12 protein-coding genes are annotated in these 15972 nt (G+C 70.8%); 3 read left to right on the plus strand and 9 right to left on the minus strand.

Going from position 1 to position 15972, the window contains the following annotated elements:
* Positions 1-2: 2 nt before the first annotated feature.
* The 6 genes from OG524_RS31025 to OG524_RS31050 form a co-directional block, all read right to left on the minus strand.
* Positions 3-977 carry an HpcH/HpaI aldolase/citrate lyase family protein gene (locus OG524_RS31025; RefSeq protein WP_405812082.1) on the minus strand — a complete coding sequence of 325 codons (975 nt, stop codon included), beginning with the start codon at positions 975-977 and terminating at the stop codon, positions 3-5.
* Positions 974-2986: a protein meaA gene (locus OG524_RS31030; RefSeq protein ID WP_405387365.1), complete on the minus strand. Its 2013-nt coding sequence runs from the start codon at positions 2984-2986 to the stop codon at positions 974-976. Before OG524_RS31030 ends, OG524_RS31025 begins: the two co-directional genes overlap by 4 nt.
* Before the next feature lie 9 nt (positions 2987-2995).
* Positions 2996-4333, minus strand: a complete 1338-nt coding sequence (gene ccrA, locus OG524_RS31035) for a crotonyl-CoA carboxylase/reductase (protein ID WP_405387363.1) — start codon at positions 4331-4333, stop codon at positions 2996-2998.
* A 362-nt stretch (positions 4334-4695) separates the two neighbouring features.
* Positions 4696-5493 (minus strand): GNAT family N-acetyltransferase, encoded by a 798-nt coding sequence (locus OG524_RS31040; RefSeq protein WP_405387360.1) that lies wholly within the window; start codon positions 5491-5493, stop codon positions 4696-4698.
* A gap of 62 nt (positions 5494-5555) precedes the next feature.
* Positions 5556-6371, minus strand: coding sequence for a TetR family transcriptional regulator (locus OG524_RS31045; RefSeq protein ID WP_405387358.1), 816 nt, complete (start codon positions 6369-6371; stop codon positions 5556-5558).
* Between the two features lie 293 nt (positions 6372-6664).
* Complete coding sequence (locus tag OG524_RS31050) at positions 6665-8446, minus strand: 3-hydroxyacyl-CoA dehydrogenase family protein (RefSeq protein WP_405387356.1); 1782 nt, start codon at positions 8444-8446, stop codon at positions 6665-6667.
* Between the two features lie 356 nt (positions 8447-8802).
* On the opposite strand from OG524_RS31050, the gene OG524_RS31055 reads away from it, so the two are divergent.
* A complete protein-coding gene (locus tag OG524_RS31055) occupies positions 8803-9375 on the plus strand; it encodes an adenylosuccinate lyase (RefSeq protein ID WP_405812083.1) in 573 nt (190 codons plus the stop codon).
* On the opposite strand, the gene OG524_RS31060 is transcribed toward OG524_RS31055, so the two are convergent.
* From OG524_RS31060 to OG524_RS31070, 3 genes are all read right to left on the minus strand, one after another.
* Positions 9353-9916: a GNAT family N-acetyltransferase gene (locus tag OG524_RS31060; RefSeq protein ID WP_405812084.1), complete on the minus strand. Its 564-nt coding sequence runs from the start codon at positions 9914-9916 to the stop codon at positions 9353-9355. The two genes, OG524_RS31055 and OG524_RS31060, sit on opposite strands and share 23 nt — an antisense overlap.
* 45 nt (positions 9917-9961) lie before the next feature.
* Positions 9962-11563, minus strand: coding sequence for an alpha/beta hydrolase (locus OG524_RS31065; protein ID WP_405812085.1), 1602 nt, complete (start codon positions 11561-11563; stop codon positions 9962-9964).
* Positions 11564-11691: 128 nt separating this feature from the next.
* Positions 11692-12732 carry an Rv2578c family radical SAM protein gene (locus OG524_RS31070; protein WP_405812086.1) on the minus strand — a complete coding sequence of 347 codons (1041 nt, stop codon included), beginning with the start codon at positions 12730-12732 and terminating at the stop codon, positions 11692-11694.
* A gap of 149 nt (positions 12733-12881) precedes the next feature.
* Between OG524_RS31070 and OG524_RS31075 the strand changes: the two genes are divergently transcribed.
* Positions 12882-13325: an SRPBCC family protein gene (locus tag OG524_RS31075; protein WP_405812087.1), complete on the plus strand. Its 444-nt coding sequence runs from the start codon at positions 12882-12884 to the stop codon at positions 13323-13325.
* A 200-nt stretch (positions 13326-13525) separates the two neighbouring features.
* A complete protein-coding gene (locus OG524_RS31080) occupies positions 13526-15955 on the plus strand; it encodes an MFS transporter (protein ID WP_405387344.1) in 2430 nt (809 codons plus the stop codon).
* Positions 15956-15972: the final 17 nt, after the last annotated feature.

A 15972-nucleotide genomic window follows, 5' to 3' on the forward strand; every position in this document is an offset into this window, starting at 1 on the left:
GATCAGGCCTCCGGGGCTTCGAACTTGGAGGTGCGCCGCATTCCGGCCGCACGGCCCTTGCCCGCGATCACCAGCGCCATCTTGCGGCTGGCCTCGTCGATCATCTCGTCGCCGAGCATCGCCGAGCCCTTCTTGCCGCCCTCCTCCGAGGTGCACCAGTCGTACGCGTCGAGGATGAGCTCGGCGTGGTCGTAGTCCTCCTGCGAGGGCGAGAACACCTCGTTGGCCGCGTCGACCTGACCGGGGTGCAGCACCCACTTTCCGTCGAAGCCCAGCGCCGCGGCACGGCCCGCGACCTCGCGGTACGCGTCCACGTCGCGGATCTGCAGGAACGGCCCGTCGATCGCCTGGAGGTCGTGGGTGCGCGCCGCCATCAGAATGCGCATCAGGATGTAGTGGTACGCGTCTGCCGGGTAGCCGGGCGGCTGCTGGCCGACGACCAGGGTCTTCATGTTGATCGAGGCCATGAAGTCGGCCGGGCCGAAGATCAGGGTCTCCAGCCGGGGCGAGGCGGCGGCGATGCCGTCGATGTTCACCAGGCCCTTGGCGTTCTCGATCTGCGCCTCGATGCCGATCTTCCCGACCTCGAAGCCCATCGTCTTCTCGATCTGGGTCAGCAGCAGGTCCAGCGCGACGACCTGCTGGGCGTCCTGGACCTTCGGCAGCATGATGCAGTCGAGGTTCGGGCCCGCGCCCTCGACGACCGTGATGACATCGCGGTACGTCCAGTGCGTCGTCCAGTCGTTGACCCGCACGACCCGGGTCTTGCCCGTCCAGTCGCCGTTGTTGAGCGCGTCGACGATGTGGTGACGTGCGCCTTCCTTGGCGAGCGGCGCGCAGGCGTCCTCCAGGTCCAGGAAGACCTGGTCGGCGGGAAGGCCCTGGGCCTTTTCCAGGAACCGCGGGTTCGAGCCGGGCACGGCCAGGCACGAGCGGCGCGGGCGCAGCCGGTTCACGGGGGACGAGGGCGTGGTCATGCGGGGACCTCCAGAGGGTCGAGCTTGTTCGCTTTCCGGATCTCGTCGACGATACGGCCGATGATCTCCGTGATACCGAAGTCCTTCGGGGTGAAGACGGCGGCGACGCCGGCCCCGATCAGTGCGGCGGCGTCGGCGGGCGGAATGATGCCGCCCGCGATCACCGGGATGTCGGTCGCGCCTGCCTGGCGCAGCCGGTTCAGTACGTCCGGCACCAGTTCGGCGTGCGAGCCGGACAGGATCGACAGGCCGACGCAGTGCACGTCCTCCGCGACGGCGGCCGAGACGATCTGCTCCGGCGTGAGCCGGATGCCCTGGTAGACCACCTCGAAGCCCGCGTCACGGGCCCGTACGGCGATCTGCTCGGCGCCGTTGGAGTGTCCGTCCAGGCCCGGCTTGCCCACCAGCAGACGCAGCCGGCCCACGCCCAGGTCGTCGGCGGTGCGCGCGACCTTCCCACGGACCAGGGCGAGCGGGGTGCCCGCCTCGGCGGTCACGGCGACCGGCGCCGACGAGACGCCCGTCGGGGCCCGGAACTCGCCGAAGACGTCCCGCAGCGCCCAGGACCACTCGCCGGTGGTGACACCCGCGCGGGCGCACTCCACGGTCGCCTGCATCATGTTCTCGGTGCCGGCCGCGGCCTTCTTGAGCGCGGCGAGCGCTTCGGAGGCACGGGCCTCGTCGCGGTTGTCACGCCACTCGTGCAGCGCCGCGACCACCCGGGCCTCGTTGGCGGGGTCCACCGTCATGATCGCCGCGTCCAGGTCGGCGGTCAGCGGGTTCGGCTCCGTCGTCCCGTAGATGTTGACGCCGACGATCTTCTCCTCGCCGCCCTCGATCCGTGCCCGCCGCGCGGCGTGCGAGGAGACGAGCTCCGACTTGAGGTAGCCGGACTCGACGGCGGCCATCGCGCCGCCCATCTGCTGGATCCGGTCGATCTCGGCGAGCGACTCGGTGACCAGCTCGTCCACCTTGGCCTCGATGACGTGCGACCCGGCGAAGATGTCCTCGTACTCCAGCAGGTCGCTCTCATGGGCGAGCACCTGCTGGATGCGGAGCGACCACTGCTGGTCCCAGGGGCGGGGCAGCCCCAGCGCCTCGTTCCAGGCGGGCAGCTGCACCGCGCGGGCGCGGGCGTCCTTGGAGAGCGTGACGGCCAGCATCTCCAGGACGATGCGCTGCACGTTGTTCTCCGGCTGCGCCTCGGTCAGCCCGAGGGAGTTGACCTGCACGCCGTAGCGGAAGCGGCGCTGCTTGGCGTTCACGATGCCGTACCGCTCGCGGGTGATCCGGTCCCAGATGCGGCCGAAGGCGCGCATCTTGCACATCTCCTCGATGAAGCGGACGCCCGCGTTCACGAAGAAGGAGATGCGCGCGACCACGTCGCCGAACTTCTCCTCGGGCACCTGTCCGGAGTCGCGCACGGCGTCGAGGACGGCGATCGCCGTCGACATGGCGTACGCGATCTCCTGGACGGGGGTGGCTCCCGCCTCCTGCAGGTGGTAGCTGCAGATGTTGATCGGGTTCCATTTGGGGATGCGGTTGACCGTGTACGTGATCATGTCGGTGGTCAGCCGCAGCGAAGGACCGGGCGGGAAGACGTGCGTCCCGCGCGAGAGGTACTCCTTGACGATGTCGTTCTGCGTCGTGCCCTGGAGCTTGTCGGGGTCGGCGCCCTGCTCCTCCGCGACCACCTGGTAGAGCGCCAGCAGCCACATCGCGGTGGCGTTGATCGTCATGGAGGTGTTCATCTGTTCCAGGGGGATGTCCTGGAACAGACGCCGCATGTCACCGAGGTGCGAGACGGGCACGCCCACCCGGCCCACCTCGCCGCGGGCGAGGATGTGGTCGGGGTCGTACCCGGTCTGCGTCGGCAGATCGAAGGCGACCGACAGACCCGTCTGGCCCTTGGCGAGGTTGCGCCGGTAGAGCTCGTTGGACGCCTCGGCGGTCGAGTGACCGGCGTACGTCCGCATGAGCCACGGGCGGTCCTTCTGACGTTCGGTCATCGATGAACCTCAGACGTTGCGGAAGCGGTTGATGGCGTCGATGTGCTGCTCGCGGAGCTCCTCGTCGCGCACGCCCAGGCCTTCGCGGGGCGCCAGCGCGAGGACGCCGACCTTGCCCTGGTGGCGGTTGCGGTGCACGTCGTACGCGGCCTGGCCGGTGTCCTCCAGGGCGTAGACCTTGGAGAGGGTCGGGTGGATCTTGCCCTTGGCCACCAGCCGGTTGGCCTCCCAGGCCTCGCGGTAGTTGGCGAAGTGCGAGCCCACGATCTTCTTCAGGGACATCCACAGGTAGCGGTTGTCGTACTCGTGGTTGTAGCCCGAGGTCGAGGCACAGGTGACGATCGTGCCGCCCTTGCGGGTCACGTACACGCTCGCGCCGAAGGTCTCGCGGCCCGGGTGCTCGAAGACGATGTCCACGTCCTCGCCGCCGGTCAGCTCACGGATGCGCTTGCCGAAGCGCTTCCACTCGCGCGGGTCCTGGTTGTGCTCGTCCTTCCAGAACCTGTAGCCCTCGGCGTTGCGGTCGATGATGGCGGTCGCGCCCATCTTCCGGCAGATGTCCGCCTTCTGGTCGCTGGAGACGACGCAGATCGGGTTGGCGCCGCCGGCCAGTGCGAACTGCGTGGCGTACGAGCCGAGTCCGCCGCTCGCACCCCAGATCAGCACGTTGTCGCCCTGCTTCATGCCGGCGCCGTTGCGCGAGACGAGCTGGCGGTACGCGGTGGAGTTGACCAGGCCCGGGGACGCGGCCTCCTCCCAGCTGAGGTGCTGCGGCTTCGGCATCAGCTGGTTCGACTTGACGAGGGCGATCTCGGCGAGTCCGCCGAAGTTCGTCTCGAAGCCCCAGATGCGCTGTTCGGGGTCGAGCATCGTGTCGTTGTGGCCGTCGGAGGACTCCAGCTCGACGGACAGGCAGTGTGCGACGACCTCGTCGCCCGGCTGCCAGGCGTTGACACCGGGACCGGTGCGCAGCACGACGCCCGCGAGGTCGGAGCCGATGACGTGGTACGGGAGGTCGTGGCGCTTGCTGAGGTCGCTGAGCTTGCCGTAGCGCTCCAGGAAGCCGAAGGTCGAGACCGGCTCGAAGATCGAGGTCCAGACGGAGTTGTAGTTCACCGAGCTGGCCATGACCGCGACCAGGGCCTCGCCCGGACCCAGCTCGGGCACCGGAACGTTCTCCACATGGAGGGACTTGCGCGGGTCCTTGTCGCGGCTGGCGACCCCGGCGAACATCTCCGCCTCGTCCTTGTGCACGGTCACCGCGCGGTACGACTCGGGGATGGACAGGGCCGCGAAGTCCGCGGCCGTGCTGTCCTGCGATTGGATCGCGTCCAGGATTTCCTTCACGGTGATGCCTCCGGCAGATCGGGTCTCCGGCGCCGAGGGAACGCCGGAGGACCCCTGTGGACAGGGGAGCGGTGCGGTGTGGAGGTGTGCCGTCGGTTCGGCGGGTGGTGCTTCGGCCTGCTCGGTGGAGCAGAAGGGTTGCCTGTGACGCAGGCGCCCGGGCGCGCAGACACGTGGTTTGCGGGGACAGCCGGCGTACGAGAGGTCTCTGCACGCCGGCCGCCCGGACACCTTCAACGTATGGCACTCCGTGACAGGTCGCAAGGCACCGAGTGCCAACAATTTCTCTCAGTTGTCATCCGTGCGGCACGCATGAGCAACATGATGGGTGCTTTGCCGGATTGCTCCCGGAGGTGGAGCGGCTACGGCGTGGTGCGGTAGACGTACGGGGTCGTCGTGCTCAGGGCAGTGAAGCCGAGCCGGCGCAGGATCGGGGCCGACGCGTCGGTCGCGTCGACCTGCAGATAGCGGTAGCCGCGCTCGGCGGCGATACGGGCCCGGTGGGCGATCAGCGCCCGGTAGATGCCCCTGCCCCGCCAGGGCGCCGCCGTCCCGCCGCCCCAGAGGCCGGCGAAGCCGGTGCCCTCGTACAGCTCCATACGGGCCGAGCTCACCGGCTCGCCGCCCGCCATGGCCAGGACCGCCAGGAAGGTGTCAGGGGCCTCGGAGAGCCTGGCCAGGGTCTGGTGGCGCAGTCGTGAGCCGTCGGTGCCGAAGGCCAGCTCGTGGGCCCGGACCATCAGCTCCACCCCGGCCGCGTCGGTCACGGTCCGCAGCTCGACCCCTGCGGGGAGTTCCACGGACGTGGGCAGCTCCGCCACCTCGGCGACCAGCAGCGTCTCCGTCGGCTCGGCCTCGAAACCGGCTGCGGCCAGGCGCCCGCCCAGATCGGCAGGGCTGTCGTGCGCGTACAGCTTCCATTCGAACTCGTCGTGCCCGAGCGAGGTGTAGTGCTCCACCTGTGCCGCGATCGCCGCGTCCGCCTGTACGGGACCGAGATCCGGAGCGGTCCAGACGACGCCGTTCCAGTCGTCGGCGCCGCCGGTCTGCCGTACGACGTCCCCGGTGCGTTCGACCCGTACACCGGGGCCGTCGGGGCGGGCGTGTTCACGCATCTCGTCGTCGAAGAGGGCGAGCAGTACTGCCGGATCATGTGTCATCGGCACACCCGAACACGAGGGTCCGGTCCCGGCAACCGGGTTTCGGCTGCCGCGACGGACGCTCAGCGGTCCTTGAGGGCCCGCTGGATCGTGCGCATCACCTCGTCGAGGGGCGCGTCGGTCCGCGCCACCGCGACCAGCACCTCGCCCTCCGTGGACACCGAGGCGGCCGGGGTCTTCACGGGCTCGCTGTCCGCGGTCCGCCCGGCGCCGATCCCCGTCCCGAACGTGTCCCGCACGATCGCGAACGCGTGGTCGAGCTGCGACTCCACGTCGCCGTGACCGTCCGCCCGCAGCCAGCGCCGCAGCACGTGGTTGTGCGCGGTCACCACGGCCGACGCGGCCACCTCGGCCAGCAGTGGGTCGTCATTGCCCACATGGTGGTCGCGCTCGTCGAAGTGGCCCAGCAGATAGCGGGTGAACAGCCGCTCGTAGCGGGCCACCGAGGCGATCTCGGCCTGCCGGAGCGTGGGGACCTCGCGGGTCAGCTTGTAGCGCGCGACGGAGACAGCCGGCTTCGCCGCGTACATCTTCATGACCTCCTTGATGCCGCGGCACACCGTGTCGAGCGGGTGCTCGTGCGCGGGAGCGGCGTTGAGGACGGCCTCGGCCCTGACGAGGGTGTCGTCGTGGTCCGGGAAGATGGCCTCTTCCTTGGAGCGGAAGTGGCGGAAGAACGTACGCCGGGCGACCCCGGCAGCGCCCGCGATCTCGTCGACCGTCGTCGCCTCGTACCCCTTCGTGGCGAAGAGCTCCATTGCCGCGGCGGCCAGTTCACGGCGCATTTTGAGCCGTTGGGCAGCGGCGCGGGTGCCTGCGGCACTCTCCGTGGCGTCGGGCGCGGCGGCGGAACGGGGGGACCTGGCGGGTTGGGACATGGTGTGAACGTAACTCATCCGTGCGGGAGAGTGCGCCTGTGGGGGCGGGCCGTCCAGGGGCCCCAGCAGCCCGCCCCACCCGGCCCCCCTCGGAGAGGGGCCGGCAGCGGGCCTCGCGGCGTGGCCGGGCTGGGGCACGCGCCTCGCGGCGTTGTCGTCAATCACCATGTGCCCCGAGCTCCCGGCTGCGCCCGGGCAGGGGAGGCCCTGTTCGCCATGCCTCTGTCCTCCGCCTTGCGATGCACGCACCCCAGCCCCGCTCCTTCACCACCGCTGCCCGCTGCCGGACTCTCTCAGCGGCGGGCATATTCGCGGAAGCCGCGCCCCGTCTTGCGGCCGAGGCAGCCGGCGGCAACCAGATGTTCGAGCAGCGGTGCCGGGGCCAGGCCCGGGTCGCGGAACTCGTTGTGCAGGACCTTCTCGATGGCGAGCGACACGTCGAGCCCGACGACGTCCAGGAGCTCGAACGGTCCCATCGGGTAGCCGCCGCCCAGCTTCATCGCCGCGTCGATGTCGTCGAGGGTCGCGTAGTGCTCCTCGACCATCTTGATCGCGTTGTTGAGGTAGGGGAACAGCAGCGCGTTCACGATGAAGCCCGCCCGGTCACCGCAGTCCACCGGGTGCTTGCGCACCTTCACGCAGACCTCGCGGACCGTGGCGTGCACGTCGTCGGCGGTCAGCACCGTGCGGACCACCTCGACGAGCTTCATGGCCGGCGCCGGGTTGAAGAAGTGCATCCCGATGACGTCCTGGGGACGCGTGGTGACCTTCGCGATCGCGACGACGGGCAGCGAGGAGGTCGTGGTGGCCAGCACCGCGCCCGACTTGCAGACCTTGTCCAGCGTCGCGAACAGCTGCTGCTTGACGTCCAGGTCCTCGGCGACCGCTTCGACCGCGAGGTCGACGTCGGCGAAGGCGTCCAGGGAGCCGGCCGCCGTGATCCGGGCGAGTGTCTCGTCCCGCGCCCCGGCCGTCAGCCGCCCCTTGGTGACCGACCGCTCCAGCGACTTCCCGATCCGGGCCCTGGCCGTGTCCGCCTTCTCCTGGCTGCGCGCGGCGAGCACCACGGAGTACCCGGCCTTCGCGAAGACCTCCGCGATGCCCGAGGCCATCGTCCCGGAGCCCGCGACACCCACCGACGACACCGCACGCCCGGCCGCCCGGTCCGTGCTCTCCTTCGGGGTCAGGGCGTCCGGCACCACGCTCTGGCCGCCCGGGGCGTCGTACGTGTAGAAGCCGCGCCCCGTCTTGCGGCCGGTCAGGCCCGCCTCGGTGAGCTGTCCCAGGACCGGGGCCGGGGCGTGCAGCCGGTCGTGCGACGCCGAGTACATGGCCTCCAGGACCGTGCGCGCGGTGTCGATGCCGATCAGGTCGAGCAGGGCGAGGGGGCCCATCGGCAGCCCGCAGCCCAGCTTCATCGCCGCGTCGATGTCCTCACGGGAGGCGTAGTTCGCCTCGTACATCGCGGCGGCCTGGTTGAGGTAGCCGAAGAGCAGCCCGTCCGCGACGAACCCCGGCCGGTCGCCGACCGCGACCGGCTCCTTGCCCAGCTCGCGGGCCAGCCGGGTCACGCTCTCCACGGCCGGCGGGGCGGTCAGCACGGAGGAGACCACCTCGACGAGCTTCATCGCGGGCGCCGGGTTGAAGAAGTGCAGGCCAAGGACACGCTCGGGGTGCCGTGACTCGGCGGCCAGCCGGGTCACGGACAGGGCGTTGGTGCCCGTCGCGAGGATCGCGGTGGGGGAGACGACGGCGTCGAGCTCCCGGAAGACCTGCTGCTTGATCTCGTACGTCTCCGGGACGACCTCGATGACCAGCTCCGCGTCCGCCGCGGCCTGCAGATCGGTGAACGTGCGGAACCGGGCGAGGATGTCGCGCCGCTCCTGCTCCGTGATCCGCTCGCGCCCCACGGCGCGTGCGGTGGAGGCCTCCAGTGAGGCGACGGCCTGACGGGCGGCGGCTTCACTGATGTCGATGCCGATGACCTCGCGGCCCGCACGGGCCAGGACCTCGGCTATGCCGGTGCCCATGGTGCCGAGGCCGACGACGGCAATGGTGCTGAGCGGGGTGTCCATCACGGGACTCCAGGGTGAGTGACGACTGTGAGGAGCACGGCGGCGCGCGGGTTCGAGAACGAACAGGCGGCCGGCGTGCGGAAGTTGCGTGTCGTTGTGCACGGGTCCCGCGTGCGTGGAGCACGCCGGGACCGGGGAAGGGTGACGGACTCCGTCCCGAGTCGCGTCTCACAGAGCTGCTGCCGAACCGACAAGCACTCCGGGTGGCTGCGTCACCAGGCCACCCGAGCCGGCGGGTGTGTGTCCCGCTCACATGAGATTAACCGGCGAGTAACGAGCGCGCCAGTCCTGGGCTGTTGTGCACTGGCCCACACTTTCGCCCACCACGTTCCGTGTGCACCGATAAACTGACTGTCATGGATGAGGAGTTCCGCTCACTGACCGACCGGCTGCGGAGCGAGTCGGGGGATTCGGCGGCCTTCCACCGGCTCCTCGGTACGGAGGACGACGAGGAGCTGGCCGGAGTCCTCGTCGAACGCGAACGCCCGCTGTGGGCCCGTGAGATCGCGGCGTTCCGGCTGGGCTGCCGTGGCGACCCCCGGGCCTTCGAAGCACTGGTCCTCCTCCTCAACCACCGCGACCCCGAGCGCTGCGTCTCGGCCGTACACGCCCTGCTGCTCCTGGGTGACCCGCGAACCCCCAGAGCGGCCGCCGCACTTGCCGGCAACACCCTGCGCACCGCCTACGCCCTGTACCCGGTGCGGTTACTGACCGCGCTGCGCGCCCCCGAGTCCGTGCCCGCCCTGGTCGGCACCCTGCGCCGACTGCTGGCGCCCGGGGAGCCGCACTGGCGCGTCGCGCTCGCGTGCGTGGAGGGTCTGGGAAGTCTGGGTGACGCCGAGGCCCGCCCGGTCCTGCGGGCGGCACTGCCGCACCCGCGCCTCGGTACGGCGGCGGCCGAGGCGCTCAGCCGGCTGCCCGCCCGCTGAGCGTGCGTACGTACCTGACCTCCGGCACCATGGCGCCGCCCGCCTCGAAGGACTCCTCGGCGCCGTCCGGCAGGAAACCGGCCCGCTCGTAGAAACGGCGGGCCCGCGCGTTGTCCCTGAGCACCCACAGCGCGGTCTCGCGGAACCCGGCCGCCGCGGCACGGGAGGTCAGCTCCGTCAGGAGCGCGCGGCCCGTTCCCGTGCCGATCCGGTCCGGATGTGCGTAGAGCGCGTACAGCTCACCGCGGCCGGGTGGTGCGCCCGCGTCACGGCAGGGCCCGTAGCAGGCCCAGCCGGTCACCGCGGAGTCCGGGGCCAGGGCCACGACGTGCACCTGTGCGCCACCCGCTGCCAGGTGGTGACGACGCAGCACGGCGTCCCGCGCCACGTCCATCGCGTCCAGATACGCCTGCGGGACCATTCCGGCGTACGCCCGCTGCCAACCGCGCACCCGGATCTCCGCCACGGCCGCGCAGTCGCCGAGCACCATGTCGCGTACACGCACGCCGGGGGCGTACGCGGGAGTGGGCCGTGTGGTCATACGGTCCACCCTGGCGTACGCCCCCGGCGGGAGGCCGTGCCGGGTTCAGCCGCGGAAGCCGAGCAGGCCGTGCAGCGTCCTGCCCTTCGTGTTCGCGCCCGCCTTCGCGGCCGCGGCGGGCTTCGGCTCGGGCAGCGCGTCGCAGACCGCGTCGGCACCGCTGCCGCCGGCCTGCGGGACGGTGCCGTCGGTGAGGTAGTCCACCAGGTACGCGTCCAGGCAGTCGTTGCCGCTCAGGCTGATGCCGTGGTTGCCGCCGCCCTGCTCGACGACGAGGGCGGAACCCTTGAGCTTGCGGTGCAGGGTGACACCGCCCTCGTACGGGGTGGCCGCGTCGTCCGTGGCCTGGAGGAGCAGCGCCGGCGGGATCGCGTCGTTGCTGACCCGCACCGGGTTCAGCGGCTCTACCGGCCAGGTGGCGCAGGGGGCGTTGTACCAGGTGTTGTTCCATGCCATGAAGGGCGACTTGCGGTGCGCCTTCCAGGTGTCGTTGCGCCAGGTGCTCCAGGTCCGGGGCCAGGCGGCGTCCCGGCACTGCACGGCCGCGTAGACGGAGTAACCGTTGTCGCCGCTCGAGTCGCCGGCCGCGAAGTTCTCGTAGGCGGTGGCGAGAGCGTCCTCGTCCCGGTCGTTGACGTACGCCGCGAACGCCTCGGCCAGGTAGGGCCAGTAGCCGTCGTAGTATCCGCCCGGCAGGAAGGTGTCCTCCAGCTCGGCCGGGCCCACCGTGCCGGCCGCGGGGTGCACCTTCACCGCGGCGCGCATCCGGTACCAGGCGGCCTCGACCTGCGCAGGGTCGGTGCCCAGGCCGTAGGTGGCGTCGTTCTTCGCGACCCAGGCGGCGAACGCCTTGTGGCGGGCGTCGAAGGCGTGGTCCTGGCCGAGGTTGTCCTCGTACCAGACGCCGTCCGGGTCGACGACCGAGTCGAGCACCAGGCGCCGCACCCGCTCGGGGAACAGCTTGGCGTACACCGCCCCGAGGTAGGTGCCGTAGGAGTAGCCGAAGTAGTTGATCCGCGGGGCGCCGAGGGCCCGGCGGATCACGTCGAGGTCCTTCGCCGCGCTGACTGTGTCCATGAAGGGCAGCAGGTCGCCGTGCTTCTCCCCGCACGCGGCGGCGAAGGACGCGGCCCGGTCCCGGCTGGTCTTCTCCGCCTCGTAGGAGTCCGGCACGGAATCGGGGCGCACCGGGTCGAAGTACTTCGGCACGCAGTCCAGGGCGGGGGTGCTTTTTCCTACCCCGCGCGGGTCGAAGCCGATCACGTCGTACTGGGCGGCGAGTTCCGCGGGCAGCGAGGCCGCCACGAAACCGGCCATCGAGAGCCCGCTGCCGCCGGGACCGCCGGGGTTGACCAGCAGCGGACCCTGGGAGGTCTTCGCCGTGTGCGGGATCCGCGACAGGGCGAGGGTGACCTGCCGGCCCGACGGGTGGTCATGGTCCAGCGGGGCACGGACCGTCGAACACTGCAGCCGTGGATACGTCTTCGTCCCGCAGGCCGTCCACTTCGGCTTCGGCGTCTCCGGCGCGGTGGCACGCGTCCCGGAGGTCCCGGTGGACGTGGTGGGTGAGGCCGCGGACGGGACCGCGGTCACCAGACCCGCGACCGTGGCGCCGACCGCGACCAGAATTCCTGCACGTGTTGTCATATGGCCTCCCGTGGTGGAGGGAACGCGCCTGTGAACGGCACAGCCCCCGCCGGATGCTCCCCGAATCCGGGCACGGCAGGACAGATTCCATCGAGAGTTGACCCGTTCGAGCGGGTGCGCGGGTGCGGTCAGAGCAGGGTCAGCTGCGTGGGACCCGGGCCGTCCGGCAGCGGAACGGGCGCCTCGGGTACGGAGATCCGGCGGGCCTCGCCCCGGTGCGCGGGGCCGATGCCGAACTCGGCCGCCAGCTCGTGCACCCGGCGGGTGATGCCGCGCTGGTACCAGGTGGGTGCGTACGCCTCGCCCGCGTACATCCGTTCGTACCTCGGAACCAGGTGCGGATGGTGCTGTCCGAGCCAGCGCATGAACCACTCGCGGGCGCCGGGCCGCAGGTGCAGGACGAGCGGCGTCACCGAGGTCGCCCCGGCGGCGGCGATGGCGCGGACGGTGGCGCGCAGCTGGTCGGGATGGTCGCCGAGGAAGGGGATGACCGGCGCCATCAGGACCCCGCAGCCGATGCCGTTGCCGGCGAGGGTGCGGACGACGTCCAGACGGCGCTCGGGGGACGGGGTGCCCGGCTCGACCGTGCGCCAGAGCTCGCCGTCGGTGAACCCGACGGAGACGGAGATGCCGACCTCGGTGACCTCCGCCGCCTGCCGCAGCAGCTCCAGGTCGCGCAGGATCAGGGTGCCCTTCGTCAGGATGGAGAAGGGGTTCGCGTGGTCGCGCAGCGCCTCGATGATGCCGGGCATCAGCCGGTACCGGCCCTCGGCCCGCTGGTAGCAGTCGACGTTCGTGCCCATCGCGATGTGCGCCCCGTGCCACTGCCGCGAGGCGAGATGACGGTTCAGCAGTTCGCCGGCGTTGATCTTGACGACGATCTGGGAGTCGAAACCGAGGCCGGTGTCCAGGTCCAGATAGCTGTGGGTCTTGCGGGCGAAGCAGTACACACAGGCGTGGGAGCAGCCCCGGTAGGGGTTCACCGTCCATTCGAACGGCATGCGGGACGCGCCGGGCACCCGGTTCACGATCGAGCGGGCCCGGATCTCGTGGAAGGTGATCCCCCGGAATTCGGGTGTGTCGAAGGTGCGCGTGGTCACCGCATCCGCAGCGAAGAGCGCGCCGTTACCCGCCTTTGCGGTGTTCTCGGCCAGATTGTCCCAGCGCATGGACGCCTCCTTGGTAGCACTGCGCAGAGAATAGAACACTTGTTCCCTTGATCGTGCGCGGCAGGAACGCGGGACCCGATTTTGAGGGGCCGTACCGGAGGTGGTTGGCTCAGCAGCACCCCGAACATCCGAGTGCTGGAGGAACAGGCATGGCGCAGGTCGAGGCCACGACAGAGCGAATCATCGCGGCGGACGCAGAGACGGTGTTCGATGCGCTGGCCGACTACAAGGAGGTCCGGGGCAAGGTGCTGACCGGGCACTTCAGCGAGTACGAGGTGCGTGAGGGCGGGGACGGCGAAGGCACCCTCGTGCACTGGAAGCTCCAGGCCACCAGCAAGCGGGTCCGCGACTGCCTGCTCGAGGTCACGGAGCCGACCGACGGCCAGCTGGTCGAGAAGGACCGCAACTCCTCGATGGTCACCACCTGGATCGTCACACCGGCCGGGGAGGGCAAGTCCAAGGCCGTCGTCACGACCGTCTGGGACGGCGCCGGCGGCATCGGCGGGTTCTTCGAGAGGACCTTCGCCCCCAAGGGACTCGGCCGGATCTACGACGAGTTGCTGCAGAACCTCGCCACCGAGGTCGAGAAGTAGCCCGTGCGCTGACTTCACCGGCTCCGCAACCGGCCTCACCGGAACGGGTGGTTTTCCGGGACGGCCGGTTGTGCGCCGTAGCGCCTCCCACCGGCGCATAAGCCCTTTGTGTGCGCCGTTCGCGCGCCCGGTCGCGTTTGCCCCGCCTTACCGCCTGGTGCGAGAAATGGGCGGCGCAGCAGCGACGAGGGGAGCGTCACGTGGTGGGTGGGATCACTTTGGTGAAGGACGGGCCGAGTGGCGCGGGAGGTGCTGCGCCTGCCCCGCCCCCACCGCCCGCCCCGGTCCCGGCCCTCTCGGCCGAGGAGATCAGCCCCCGCCGGATCCGCCTGGTGTTCCTCGGGCTGATGCTCACGCTGCTCCTCGCGGCGCTCGACCAGATGATCGTCGCCACCGCCCTGCCGAAGATCGTCGGTGAACTGCACGGCCTGGACAAGATGTCCTGGGCGGTCACCGCCTATCTGCTCGCCTCCACCATCGGCCTGCCGGTCTACGGGAAGCTCGGCGACCTCTTCGGCCGCAAGGGCGTCTTCCAGTTCGCGATCGTCGTCTTCATCATCGGCTCGGCGCTGGCCGGCTGGTCACGCACCATGGACGAACTCATCGCCTTCCGGGCCGTCCAGGGCATCGGCGGCGGCGGGCTCATGATCGGTGTCCAGGCGATCATCGCCGACATCGTCCCGGCCAGGGAACGCGGCCGCTACATGGGGCTCATCGGGGCCGTCTTCGGCCTCGCCTCCGTCGCCGGACCGCTGCTCGGCGGCTTCTTCACCGACCACGCCTCCTGGCGCTGGTGCTTCTACATCAACGTGCCGTTCGGACTGGTCACGCTCGCCGTCATCGCCGTCGTACTGAAACTCCCCAAGCCGTCCGTCCGCCCCCGCCTCGACGTACTCGGCGCGCTGCTGCTCGCCGTCGCCTCGACCTGCCTGGTGCTGCTCACCAGCTGGGGCGGCACCGAATACGCCTGGGGCTCGCGCACCGTTCTCGGGCTCGCCGCCGGAGCTGCCGGAACGACCCTGATCTTCCTCGTCGTCGAGCGCCGGGCCGCCGAACCCATCATTCCGCCCCGCCTGTTCCGCGACTCGGTCTTCAACGTCACCTCGCTGGTGGGCGCGGTCGTCGGCGTCGCGCTCTTCGGGGCCGCCAGCTATCTGCCGACCTACCTCCAGATGGTCGAGGGCGTGTCCGCCACCGAGTCCGGGCTGCTGATGCTCCCCATGATGGGCGGCATCGTCATCGCCTCAGTCGTCTCGGGCCAGCTCGTCTCACGCACCGGCCGCTACCGCGTCTTCCCGTTGGCCGGCGGAGCCGTGTCGGTCGTCGGCATGTGGCTGCTCTCCCTCCTGGACACCGGCACCTCGGCGCTGGAGTACGGGATCTGGCAGGCCGTCCTGGGCGTCGGGATCGGCCTCGTCATGTCCATCCTGGTGCTGGCCGTGCAGAACTCCGTCCGCCCTTCCGACCTCGGCACCGCCACCAGTGCGCACAACTACTTCCGGCAGATCGGCGGCAGCGTCGGCGCCGCCATCTTCGGGACCCTGTTCGCGGGACGGCTCGCGGACGCGCTCGAGGTGCGGCTCCCGTCCGGGGCGGACCTGCCCGACCCGGAGTCGATCACCCCGCAGCTGGTCCACGCCATGGAGCCCGCGCTGCGCGACGCCTACATCCAGGCGTACGCCGACGCGATGCCCCGGATCTTTCTTTACCTCGTGCCGGTGCTCCTGCTCGGCCTGTTCCTCGCCTTCTTCCTCAAGGAGAAACCCCTGGTGTCCCACCACACCCCCGGCACGGCCGCCGACCCGACCGCGACGCACTCCACGATTCCCTCGGCCCGCATCGAGCCCGGCCCCCCGCAGCCCGGACGGCTCTCGGGCGTCCCGGTCTGCGGCAGCGTCCAGCACCCCGACGGGACGAAGGTGGGGCGGGCCGCGCTCACCCTCATCGACGTCCAGGGGCAGCAGATCGGACGGGGTGCGAGCGGCGACGACGGGCGGTACGCGCTGAGCGCGCCCGGCGCCGGCTCGTACGTCCTGATCGCGGCGGCCGGCGGGCACCAGCCGCAGGCCGTCAGCGTCACCGTCGGCGAGCGGCCCGTGGAACTCGACGTGGTGCTCGGTGGTGCGGGACGGCTCGCGGGCGCGGTCGTCACCCCGGACGGGGCCCCGGTCCGCGACGCGGCGGTGACCCTCACCGATGTGCGCGGCGAGGTCGTCGCGACCACCCGCACGGGGCGGGAGGGCGGTTATGTGATCGGCGAGCTGGTGGCCGGCGAATACACCCTGGCGGCCAGCGCCCCGGCCTTCCGCCCCGCAGCCCTGCCGGTCAGCGTGCAGGCGGCCCGGGAGACCAGGCAGGACATCGAACTGGCCGGCGGGGCCGTGCTGCGCGGGGTCGTACGGGCCGCGGGCGGGCGGGCCGTCGAGGACGCCAGGGTCACCCTGCTGGACGCGGCGGGCAACGTCGTCGACACGCTCACCACCGGACCCGACGGGGCGTTCCGCTTCGTGGACCTGTCGACCGGTGAGTACACCGTGATCGCCGCCGGCTACCCGCCGGTCGCCACCGTGCTCCAGGTCCCCGGTGGCGGCCGGACCGAACGCGACCTCCAGCTGGGGCACGCGGACTGAGTATGGTTCTCGCGCGG

The sequence above is a fragment of the Streptomyces sp. NBC_01520 genome, assembly GCF_045040375.1.
Classification (GTDB): Bacteria; Actinomycetota; Actinomycetes; order Streptomycetales; family Streptomycetaceae; genus Streptomyces.

What these genes read in the sequence shown, in the direction of transcription:
- OG524_RS31060 (WP_405812084.1), bottom strand. Translation starts at nt 9,916, where the DNA reads ATGACCACACGGCCCACTCCCGCGTACGCCCCCGGCGTGCGTGTACGC.
- OG524_RS31040 (WP_405387360.1), bottom strand. Translation starts at nt 5,493, where the DNA reads ATGACACATGATCCGGCAGTACTGCTCGCCCTCTTCGACGACGAGATG.
- OG524_RS31025 (WP_405812082.1), bottom strand. Translation starts at nt 977, where the DNA reads ATGACCACGCCCTCGTCCCCCGTGAACCGGCTGCGCCCGCGCCGCTCG.
- OG524_RS31045 (WP_405387358.1), bottom strand. Translation starts at nt 6,371, where the DNA reads ATGTCCCAACCCGCCAGGTCCCCCCGTTCCGCCGCCGCGCCCGACGCC.
- OG524_RS31055 (WP_405812083.1), top strand. Translation starts at nt 8,803, where the DNA reads ATGGATGAGGAGTTCCGCTCACTGACCGACCGGCTGCGGAGCGAGTCG.
- OG524_RS31050 (WP_405387356.1), bottom strand. Translation starts at nt 8,446, where the DNA reads ATGGACACCCCGCTCAGCACCATTGCCGTCGTCGGCCTCGGCACCATG.
- OG524_RS31070 (WP_405812086.1), bottom strand. Translation starts at nt 12,732, where the DNA reads ATGCGCTGGGACAATCTGGCCGAGAACACCGCAAAGGCGGGTAACGGC.
- OG524_RS31075 (WP_405812087.1), top strand. Translation starts at nt 12,882, where the DNA reads ATGGCGCAGGTCGAGGCCACGACAGAGCGAATCATCGCGGCGGACGCA.
- OG524_RS31065 (WP_405812085.1), bottom strand. Translation starts at nt 11,563, where the DNA reads ATGACAACACGTGCAGGAATTCTGGTCGCGGTCGGCGCCACGGTCGCG.
- OG524_RS31030 (WP_405387365.1), bottom strand. Translation starts at nt 2,986, where the DNA reads ATGACCGAACGTCAGAAGGACCGCCCGTGGCTCATGCGGACGTACGCC.